The sequence below is a fragment of the Enterobacter cloacae complex sp. 2021EL-01169 genome (assembly GCF_020733125.1).
Taxonomy (GTDB): domain Bacteria; phylum Pseudomonadota; class Gammaproteobacteria; order Enterobacterales; family Enterobacteriaceae; genus Enterobacter; species Enterobacter roggenkampii.
In genome coordinates this window covers 1-9,481 of record NZ_JAJFTC010000032.1, presented here as the reverse complement: position 1 = coordinate 9,481, position 9,481 = coordinate 1, and the positions used below count along the sequence as shown (strand labels likewise).

General features: G+C 51.4%; 9 protein-coding genes and 1 pseudogene. 7 read left to right on the top strand and 3 right to left on the bottom strand.

Annotated elements, in window-relative coordinates; translation table 11 throughout:
• Positions 1-137 precede the first annotated feature (137 nt).
• Positions 138-3,122, bottom strand: a complete 2,985-nt coding sequence (locus LLF79_RS26425; RefSeq protein ID WP_032742905.1) for a Tn3 family transposase — start codon at positions 3,120-3,122, stop codon at positions 138-140.
• A 159-nt stretch (positions 3,123-3,281) separates the two neighbouring features.
• Here LLF79_RS26425 and LLF79_RS26420 point away from each other — a divergent pair, with 159 nt between their 5' ends.
• The 4 genes from LLF79_RS26420 (at position 3,282) to LLF79_RS26405 (ending at position 5,676) form a co-directional block, all read left to right on the top strand.
• The gene (locus tag LLF79_RS26420) at positions 3,282-3,866 is read left to right on the top strand and encodes a recombinase family protein (protein ID WP_012695450.1); all 585 of its coding nucleotides are present in this window, start codon (positions 3,282-3,284) and stop codon (positions 3,864-3,866) included.
• 186 nt (positions 3,867-4,052) lie between these two features.
• Positions 4,053-4,610 carry an OsmC family protein gene (locus tag LLF79_RS26415; protein ID WP_000108589.1) on the top strand — a complete coding sequence of 186 codons (558 nt, stop codon included), beginning with the start codon at positions 4,053-4,055 and terminating at the stop codon, positions 4,608-4,610.
• A gap of 141 nt (positions 4,611-4,751) precedes the next feature.
• Entirely contained in the window at positions 4,752-5,333 is a 582-nt protein-coding gene (locus tag LLF79_RS26410; protein ID WP_000210409.1) for a TetR/AcrR family transcriptional regulator, read from the top strand.
• 4 nt (positions 5,334-5,337) lie between these two features.
• Positions 5,338-5,676 carry a carboxymuconolactone decarboxylase family protein gene (locus LLF79_RS26405; protein WP_000888080.1) on the top strand — a complete coding sequence of 113 codons (339 nt, stop codon included), beginning with the start codon at positions 5,338-5,340 and terminating at the stop codon, positions 5,674-5,676.
• 29 nt (positions 5,677-5,705) lie between these two features.
• On the opposite strand, the gene LLF79_RS26400 is transcribed toward LLF79_RS26405, so the two are convergent.
• Positions 5,706-6,035, bottom strand: a complete 330-nt coding sequence (locus tag LLF79_RS26400; RefSeq protein ID WP_008502229.1) for a co-chaperone YbbN — start codon at positions 6,033-6,035, stop codon at positions 5,706-5,708.
• A 213-nt stretch (positions 6,036-6,248) separates the two neighbouring features.
• On the opposite strand from LLF79_RS26400, the gene LLF79_RS26395 reads away from it, so the two are divergent.
• From LLF79_RS26395 to LLF79_RS26385, 3 genes are all read left to right on the top strand, one after another.
• A complete protein-coding gene (locus tag LLF79_RS26395; protein WP_023287189.1) occupies positions 6,249-7,355 on the top strand; it encodes an alkene reductase in 1,107 nt (368 codons plus the stop codon).
• Between the two features lie 65 nt (positions 7,356-7,420).
• On the top strand, positions 7,421-8,122 hold the full coding sequence (locus LLF79_RS26390) for a DsbA family oxidoreductase (RefSeq protein ID WP_001194072.1): 702 nt from the start codon (positions 7,421-7,423) through the stop codon (positions 8,120-8,122).
• 65 nt (positions 8,123-8,187) lie between these two features.
• Complete coding sequence (locus tag LLF79_RS26385; RefSeq protein ID WP_004729618.1) at positions 8,188-8,961, top strand: SDR family NAD(P)-dependent oxidoreductase; 774 nt, start codon at positions 8,188-8,190, stop codon at positions 8,959-8,961.
• Between the two features lie 184 nt (positions 8,962-9,145).
• Here LLF79_RS26385 and LLF79_RS26380 read toward each other — a convergent pair.
• Positions 9,146-9,481, bottom strand: a pseudogene (locus LLF79_RS26380) (hypothetical protein); the annotation flags it as partial.

Below are 9,481 nucleotides of genomic sequence, written 5' to 3'. Positions count from 1 at the left end.
CAATGAATATGGAAAGAGTTTTTACCCAGATCGATACCAATGAGCGCAATGTTTTCCATGATAGTTCTCCGAATGAAAGCCTGTCCTCAGCATAGTACCGGGAAGGAGGGAGTGACCATCTCATTAATTATCCCACGCTAAGACTGTTTTTTGTACAAAGCGGTATCGACTGTACGTAATGAGCGGTATTTTCCGGATCCCAGCTTAAGATTATTACGCCAGACGTAATCTCCACTCAGATTGATATGTTCCCAGCCCAGGGGAGAAAGATGAGAGACCAGTTGCTCATTTATCGGGATACCCTTTCGTTTTAGTGACTCAATAGCTCTTTCTATATATACCGTGTTCCACAACGTGATCGCTGCTGTCAGTAATGTCAGCCCGCTGGCGCGATAACTCTGATTCTCCAGCCCACGATCCCTTATTTCACCCAGACGGTGCAAAAAGACCGCTCGCGCAAGGGCATTACGGGCCTCACCCTTATTCAGCCCCGCCTGCACGCGTCGGCGCAGACCGGGATCACGGAACCAGTCCAGCATAAATAGTGTCCGTTCGATGCGGCCAATCTCTCTCAGCGCTTTGGCAAGTCCATTCTGTTTTGGGTAACTGGCTAACTTTTTCATCATCAGTGATGCGGTGACTGTCCCCTGCTTAATCGAGGTTGCCAGGCGCAATACCTCATCCCAGTGCGACTCAATGTCTTTGATATTCAGGCAGGTTGTTGATATGACAGACTGAAGCCCCGGATAGCGCTCGGCCTTTCCATGAATAAACAGCCGCTTGTCATGAAGATCACGGATCCTTGGCGCAAAAGCGAATCCCAGCAGGTGCATCAGGGCGAAAACATGTTCAGTGAAGCCTGCGGTATCGGTGTAATGCTCGGTAATTTCCAGATCGCTTTCATGGTACAGCAGGCCATCAAGCACGTGGGTTGAGTCGCGCACCCGGCTGATCACTTTGGCGTAGAACGGGCTGTATTGGTCTGAGATATGCGTATAAATCTGCACGCCCGGCTCCTGACCATATTTAAGATTGACCTGACCGGCATAACGTCCGTGACTGCCTACCCGAAAGTTCTGCCCGTCTGACGACGATGTTGTCCCGTCGCCCCAGAATGCGGCCAGAGGCCGCTCTTTCTGTGCGTTGACCAGCTCGGCCAGTGCCGCTGAATAAGTTTCATCCCTGATGTACCATGCCTGAATACCTTCGAGTGACGATCTTGTGGCCCCAGGGCAGGATTCCGCCATTTTTGTCAGCCCAAGGTTGATGCCGTCAGCCAGAATGGTGGTCAGCAACAGTCTTCCGTCTTTTGGTCTGACGTTATTATTTTTGAGGTGCGCGAAGTGACGCGTAAATCCCGTCCAGCTATCAACTTCTTCCAGTATCTCCGTAATTTTCGGATGGGGAAGCATGCCATAGACCAAACCTGCAAAGGGCGAAACACCTGAAGGAACGCTGTTCTCCAGTGGAGTGATTTTTACGCCTTTATCTGAGATATCTACATCGGGCAAATCACCGGCAAGCGCCATCGCGTTAACTTCTTCCAGCCGAGATGCAAGAAGAGTCATACGGGCCTGAAGGTATGCCTGGCTATCGGTCTGAACGGCCAACTGTAACTGGTCATTATGTCGGGATTTCTCAAACTCAGCAGTCGGGATGAGATAATCATCAAAATTTTTGTAGCGGCGCGATCCTTTTACCCAGATATCACCGGAACGTAATGCACCCTTGAGTTCATTCAGTACGCAAAACTCGTAGTACTTGCGGTCGATGCCTGAAGGCGTGAGCACCAGTTTTCGCCAGCTTTCAGGGATAAACCCTGTTGGCGCTGATGGCGGCACTTTACGAAGTTGTTTACGGTACATTTCCGTTATGGTGTCCAGCGCATCGCTGAGCGCCTGCGCCGCAGGTGTCGCCATGAACTGCAATGCTGACAGCATACGCGGGGCATATTTACGCAACGTACTGTATTTTTCGGTGATCAGATGAAGCGCGTCGAAATTGCCCTTACGGGAAAGAAACCGCGTTTCTTCCACGCTGTTGATGAATTCCTGCCAGGGAAGGACATCTTCTATTGCAGTCCAGGGATCTTCCCCGGATTCTCTGGCGTTAAGTAACGCCTGCCCGACGGTAACGTACTGCTTCAGCTTGCTCTGAATAAGCTTTCCCGTTTGCTGGAGCCGTTCGGCCTGCGTGCGTTTTGCCCTGCTGAACAGACTACCCAGGATACGCTCGTGCAGATCAATCACTTCGTCAGTCAGGGTGGCCCTGGCCTCTGTTATTATACAAACCAGCGTAGCGTAACGTCTGACATCGGTGAATTTTGCCAGGTCCCTGCTGCTCATTTTCCGGCCCTCACGCGCCAGTTTAAGCAACCTGTTCTGGTGAACGGAAAGTGCAATACCATCAGGCAACCCCAGCGCAGCGATGGAATTAAGCCGGTCGATATGTTGCAGCACATTTTTACCGTTTATTTTACCCGGAGGCTGTAGCAGCAATGCCAGACGGGAAGGTTGTTCACCCTCTGATATGAGCAGGCTGTCGAGTGCTGATTTATGCTGCTTTTCCAGTTGCGCGGTAAGTGTCGAAAATACCGATCTGTTAGCGAGCGTGACGACTTCGGCAAGCGTCCGTTCGATCACTTCAACAGAAGGGAAAATAACATTATTGTTATGTAGCCAGCTGAGCATTTCTTCCGCCAGCATAAATCCTTTGTCAGTTCGCATGGCATAGGGGTGCAGATGGCGGATACAGTCTTTTTGCATTGACCGGCTGAACGGGGATAGTTCCAGGTAGCGATAAAGTTCGGTCAGATGTTCCCAGCGGGTTTGCTCTCTGGATGCATATTCCGGCCATAAATCAGGCTGAAGTTTCAGTCGGGAAGCAACCCTGGATACAACGCCATTGTGAGGAGCACTGCTTTTGTCCGGAATAAATCCAGGTCCACGCAGATAACAGAGTAATACAGCAAAGCCCAGGCGATTCGCTGGCCGTCGGTGCTTATTAATGAGCGCAATATCCGGTTCGTTCAGAAAACACATTCGGGTCAGAATAATTTCATCATCTGGTATAACCAGTAAGCGTTCCTGCTCTTCACTGCTCAGTATCTGTCGCCGTGGCATAAATGCTTCCCTCGCGTATAGTTTTCATCTGTTATTTGTTCGCTGTGACCGAAACCGGTCGGTTTCGTACACCACTTACAGCACATGTCCGAAACTTAGTGAAATTAATTTCGGACACACGTTATAATTCGGACATCCATTTCGTACGGAAAGTTTCCCATGTCACGTGTTTTTGCCTACTGCAGGGTCTCAACTCTGGAACAGACCACAGAAAACCAGCGTCGTGAAATTGAAGCGGCGGGTTTTGCCATCAGATCCCAACGACTTATTGAGGAGCATATCAGTGGCTCGGTTGCTGCCAGCGAACGCCCCGGATTTATCCGGTTGCTAGATCGCATGGAAAATGGGGATGTACTGATTGTCACCAAACTTGACCGTCTGGGTCGTAATGCGATGGATATCCGAAAAACAGTAGAGCAACTGGCGGCTTTAGATATTCGCGTTCATTGTCTCGCACTCGGAGGTGTTGACTTGACCAGTCCGGCCGGAAAAATGACTATGCAGGTAATTTCTGCTGTAGCGGAGTTTGAGCGAGATTTGCTGCTTGAGCGAACGTATTCAGGTATTGCGAGGGCAAAAGCGGCTGGAAAACGCTTCGGTCGCCCCCCCATCCTGAGCGAGGAACAAAAGCAAACAGTGACAGAGCGCCTAAATGCTGGCATCAGTATCAGTGCTATTGCCCGGGAATTTAATACCACCCGCCAGACTATCCTTCGGGTAAAGGCTGGATTGCTGCAAGAGTGAGCGGCTGGGAAGATTATAAAAAAAAATCAAATGGTTATTATGAAATAAAACAGCCTGCTGGGTTCTTTTCCCCCTATTTTTTATAAAAGAGTAGACAAAAGAGGTTCGCGACATTAATCTACCAACTAGATGGTTGGTACTGATTACACCAGCTATACCTTTTATCAAGAAATTACAGGAGCCATTATGTCTACTACCGTTAAACCTTCTGCAGACGCAGCTGCGATCCACAATACCCGTGAAGCAGTTCGCAGCCAGCCTGGCCTGGGTAACCTGACTTTCCAGATGAAAGCCCGTTCCAGCGGCGGATTAACCGTTCGCACAGAGACCGGCGCCACAATCCAGAACGGCGTTATCGATACCAGCCGTGTGGGGAAATTTTCTAATATCGGTGATGAACCCGCAGGTTTACTCGGCACCGATACCGGCATGAGCCCGACTGAATACATCATGCAGGCGCTGGCTGGCTGTTATACCGCCACCCTTACCATGATGGCTGCTGAAAAAGGGATCGACCTGGACGGTATCGAGCTGGATCTTAATTTCGATATCAACCTCAACGGCTTCCTTGGGCTGGACAGCAACGTGCGTAAAGGTGCGAAATCTATTCGCGTCGATGTTCACCTTACGAGCAAGACCGCCAGTCGCGAGGAGTTAGAAGCGCTGGTCAGCGAAATGCAAAAGAATTCGCCAATCCACGATACTCTGGCTAATCCGGTTGAAATGATTACACGCCTGGCGTGATGTCAGAGATGTAATGCTGCCATTCAGAATGCAGGATGGCAGTGACGTTCAGCTCTGCACGATACTGAGTCAGTGATACAACTTGCTACGGAAAAATAGCAACAATATAATCTATCAACTAGTAGATTATATGGAGTAATTATGACAACCATGACACGGGAACGGCTGCTCAGCGAAGCAGAACACCTGATGCGCGAAAAAGGGTATTCAGCATTCAGCTATGCTGATTTATCAAAAATAGTGGGTATCACCAAGGCCAGTATTCATCACCATTTCCCGACCAAAGATATTCTGGGTGAGCAGGTGGTAATACAGGCGTTCTCTGATACACAACGCGTATTTGAGCAGATAGAGGCGACTGAGAAAAGCGCGGAGAGAAGAATTGCGGCTTACATCGATATCTTCGCGCAAAGCCATAAAGCTTCGCTACTGCCACTGTGTTGTGCGTTGTCAGCAGAGACCGCCAATCTGCCTCAGGCAATTACTGTACAGACATCACTTTATTTCGATATGCAAATCGAGTGGCTCACAAAAGTCGTCAGGGCGGGCATGGAGTCAGGTGAGTTTTCATCCCATGCCGAACCATCAGATATTGCTTTGATGATCATTAATGTCTGTGAAGGCTCAAGCGTAGTGGCGCATGCAACGGCCAGACCCGAAGTCTTCGCCAACAGCCTTAAGTATATAAAACTGCTTCTTAATACCCCTCATTCAGGAGAATGACACTATGCTGGACTGGAACAACTATCGCTCAGAGTTAATGCAACGTTTAGGCGAGTTGGGCAAACTGACCCCCGAGACCATGAAAGGCGTGGTTGCCCTGGGCAACGCAGGTAACAAAACTGACCTTTTGGGCGCAAAAGTGCGTGAACTCATTGCCCTGGCGTGCGCAGTCACAACCCGCTGCGACGGCTGTATTGCTTTTCACGCCGACGCCGCTGTGAAAGCCGGTGCAACCGACGCTGAAATTGCTGAAGCGCTGGGCGTGGCGATTAACCTCAACGCTGGCGCGGCGGTCATTTATTCAGCCCGCACTCTGGATGCCGTCGGTCAGGCACGCGGTTAAGCATTAATAAATTCCACGTTAAAAGGGCATTACTGCCCTTTTTTTATGTCCGCAATAGCCTGAGCATATACCGATGCAGGTTTCACACCCGGTATGCGTTTAACTAATTGCCCTTCATGAAATATCAGCACAGACGGCAGCCCCCAGATCTCGTATTTGGTTGTCAGCACCGGCGCCTGATCTACATTGACTTTCCCCACCTGAATATCTCCATCGAGCCGGTCTGCAAACTGACTGAACATTTCTTCGCTGGCCTGACAGGGCGGACACCAGGGTGCAGAGAAACGTACCACCGATATTCCTTTGTACTGCTCTATCTGGCGGAAATTATCTTCGTTATAAGCTGTTAATGTACGCATGGTGATGACCTCGCAAAATGAGTGACAATTCAGAAATGGCTGCGTTATGACAAAAAAATACGACACACCCATTGACCTACCTACTAGATGGTTGGTATATTGCCACCCATCAGATGTTTATGCAACTCCAGTGCGCGACGTCCAGTCGATGATACTGCCGGGCTGTGCAAATCCCTGCCGGGATACTCCTTTTTGTTTTTTGTGAGGTATACGATGAGTAAGCTTTTCACCCCCTACAATCTGTCTGGCCTGGCGTTAAAAAACCGTGTAGTCATGGCACCGATGACCCGCACCCGCACCATGAATGACGTGCCGGATGAGGTCGTGGCTTTGTACTATGCACAGCGTGCTTCTGCTGGCCTGCTCATCACCGAAGGGATGCCGGTTTCAGAAGAAGGCCGGGGTTACCTTTATACCCCTGGTATCTACAACGACGAACACGTCCAGGGCTGGCGTAAGGTGACACAAGCGGTTCACGCCAAAGGTGGCTGTATTTTCGCGCAGCTCTGGCACGTCGGCCGTATGTCTCACGTCTCTCTTCAGCCAGGCCACATAGCGCCGGTTTCAGCGGGCACCGTTCAGGCGGTCAATACCACCGTTTTTGCGCTGACCGAATCCGGAGAACCGGGCCCGGTTGTACCAAGCCAGCCACGCGCGCTGGAAACGCATGAAGTTAAACGCATCACTGCAGACTTCGTGCACTCCGCACGCCTGGCGATGGAAGCCGGCTTTGACGGCGTGGAAATCATGGCGGCAAACGGATTCATCTTTGACCAGTTCCTCAGTAGCGAACTGAACACCCGCACCGACGAATACGGCGGCTCGGTGGAAAATCGTCAGCGTTTCCTGCTGGAGACCATTGACGCCGTGGCGGAAGCTGTGGGTAACAGCCACGTTGCCGTGCGCCTGTCACCGTTCGGCCGCATTTATGACCTCGCGCCGTATGAAGGTGAAGAGCAAACCTGGTCAGCCATCACCGACGCGCTCGGTCAGCGGGAACTGGCCTACGTACACCTTTACTATCAGCCGGTGTACACCAAAGCGCCACTTCCGGAAGGCTTCCGCCGCCGTTTTCGCAACACGTTTAAAGGCACCATCATCGCTGCCGGCGGTTTTACCCGTGATATCGCAGAGCAGGCTCTGGAAGATGATGAGCTGGATCTGGTGGCATTTGGTGTGCCCTACATCGCTAACCCGGATCTGGTTGAAAGAATGCAAAACGGCTGGCCACTGGCAGAAAGTGACCGCGCCACCTACTACGGCGTCAGTGGTTCCCCGGAAAAAGGCTATACCGATTACCCGGTCTGGCAGGCGCAATAAATCCCATACGGTCGCGGTTCTCTGATAAGTGAGATCCGACCGCCCAACGTCTTTGAGGAATCATTATGCAAACGCTGAAACCCACCCTTACCATCGATATCTGGTCAGATTTGGTCTGCCCGTGGTGCTGGATTGCTAAAAAAAGATTTGAACAGGGTCTGAATCGCTTTGAATTTCGCGACCAGGTGGTGATCCGCCATCACAGCTACCGTCTGGCCGGTGGTACTCCCGCGATGCCTTTTAAGGATGCCATCGTTAAAAAGCTGGGCAGTCAGCATTCAGCGGAGCTGATGATGAATCAGGTGGGCACCGCCGGTAAATCTGAAGGTCTGATCTACAACTTCGACGGCATGATGTTTGGTGATACAGAAGATGCACACACCCTGCTGGTTGCCGCGCGTAAGGCCGGAATTGCGGACGCGGTGGAAGAACGTTTTTATCATGGCAGTATCACCGAAGGTCGCTCTCTCTTTGACCGTCAGCAGCTCGTTGCCATGGCCGTAGAAGCCGGTATGCCGAAAGCTGACGCTGAAGCCGCCCTGGAAAATGACGATTTTCGCGCCACCGTTTCCGACGATGAAGCCCACGCACAGTCTATTGGCCTCAGCGGCGTTCCGGTTTTTGTGATGAACGAAAAATATGCCATCAGCGGGGCTCAGGCAGCAGATAACTTTTTGAATGCCCTGCGTCAGGTCTGGGATGAACAGCAAACCGAATTTTCAGCCACTGCGGGTCAGACCTGCGGAACGGATGGCTGCAGTATTTAATCCGTCAACCGCCGGCAGTTTCACGCTGCCGGCAACGTCTTACCCACCAGTAATGGAGTCAGAAAATGAACACTTTTTTCAAAGGTAAAAAACTGCTCGTCGTCGGCGGTACCAGCGGCATGGGCCTGGCCGTGGCACGCATGGTACTGGAAGCGGGCGGCAGTGTCGTGCTGACCGGGAATAAAAAAGACAAAGCCGAAGCGGTGCAAAAAGAACTGAGCCCTCTGGGACCGGTTGCGGTCATCGCGGCGAACCTGATGACCGAAGAAGGTATGGAAACTATCCGTCAGGAAATTAATGCTCACCATCGCGATATCAGCCTGATGGTGAATGCCGCCGGTATCTTCATGCCCAAAGGATTTACCGAGCACAGCTTTGCCGATTATGACATGTATCTTTCGCTGAACCGAGCCACGTTCTTTATTACACAGGATGTCGTGAAGAACATGCTCGCCGCGAAGCTCGAAGGGTCTATCGTCAACGTCGGTTCGATTGGTGCTCAGGCTGCACTGGGTGACTCGCCGGCCTCGGCCTATTCAATGGCAAAAGCGGGTCTGCATGCCCTGACGCGTAATCTGGCGATTGAGCTGGCCAGCGCGGGTATTCGTGTCAACGCGGTGTCTCCCGGGATTGTTCATACGCCGATATACGAAGGCTTCATGGACAAAGCGGATATCGCAGATGCTATGAAGTCGCTGAACGATTTCCACCCGCTGGGACGCGTCGGAACTGCCGAAGATGTGGCAAACACTATTCTCTTCCTGTTGTCTGACAAAACCTCATGGGTGACGGGCGCTATCTGGGATGTCGATGCGGGCATCATGGCGGTCAGACGATAACCCCGTGACGCTGGCATAAGCCGCCCCTTAAGGGCGGCATTTTTTTGTCGCCAGAAATGTCATCAGCAGGCTTCACTCAGGATATTCACAACCTGTTCATCCGTGCCTTTTTTGTTCCCGGCACAGGGTGTTATGCCGGGTTCTGACGACATCCTGACAGGACAAACGGCCAAAGAGAAAGGGGTTATACCCTGTTAGGGGCCGGTGTCCGCAGTACCTGTGAAATTCTTTTCATCCCTGCTGTCAGCATAGTCCGTGGGCACGCCAGATTTAACCGGATATGTCCTTCCCCATTGTCGACAAACAGCAAGCCCCCTTCAAGAAGCACCCCTGACTCCCGGGCAAAATACAGCGATAAATCCTCACCCACAGTGTCGGGCAGGTAGTGGCTAAGGAAGGTGCGAATAAGCAGGTCATTTCTTCCCAAGCTGACTCGCTGATTAAAATTTCGCGGATCTGGGCCGATTTTTTTCCCGCAAACACATCGAATCAGCCTATTTAGGCTATTTTTTCCACCATT

What these genes read in the sequence shown, in the direction of transcription:
- LLF79_RS26425 (WP_032742905.1), bottom strand. Translation starts at nt 3,122, where the DNA reads ATGCCACGGCGACAGATACTGAGCAGTGAAGAGCAGGAACGCTTACTG.
- LLF79_RS26420 (WP_012695450.1), top strand. Translation starts at nt 3,282, where the DNA reads ATGTCACGTGTTTTTGCCTACTGCAGGGTCTCAACTCTGGAACAGACC.
- LLF79_RS26415 (WP_000108589.1), top strand. Translation starts at nt 4,053, where the DNA reads ATGTCTACTACCGTTAAACCTTCTGCAGACGCAGCTGCGATCCACAAT.
- LLF79_RS26410 (WP_000210409.1), top strand. Translation starts at nt 4,752, where the DNA reads ATGACAACCATGACACGGGAACGGCTGCTCAGCGAAGCAGAACACCTG.
- LLF79_RS26405 (WP_000888080.1), top strand. Translation starts at nt 5,338, where the DNA reads ATGCTGGACTGGAACAACTATCGCTCAGAGTTAATGCAACGTTTAGGC.
- LLF79_RS26400 (WP_008502229.1), bottom strand. Translation starts at nt 6,035, where the DNA reads ATGCGTACATTAACAGCTTATAACGAAGATAATTTCCGCCAGATAGAG.
- LLF79_RS26395 (WP_023287189.1), top strand. Translation starts at nt 6,249, where the DNA reads ATGAGTAAGCTTTTCACCCCCTACAATCTGTCTGGCCTGGCGTTAAAA.
- LLF79_RS26390 (WP_001194072.1), top strand. Translation starts at nt 7,421, where the DNA reads ATGCAAACGCTGAAACCCACCCTTACCATCGATATCTGGTCAGATTTG.
- LLF79_RS26385 (WP_004729618.1), top strand. Translation starts at nt 8,188, where the DNA reads ATGAACACTTTTTTCAAAGGTAAAAAACTGCTCGTCGTCGGCGGTACC.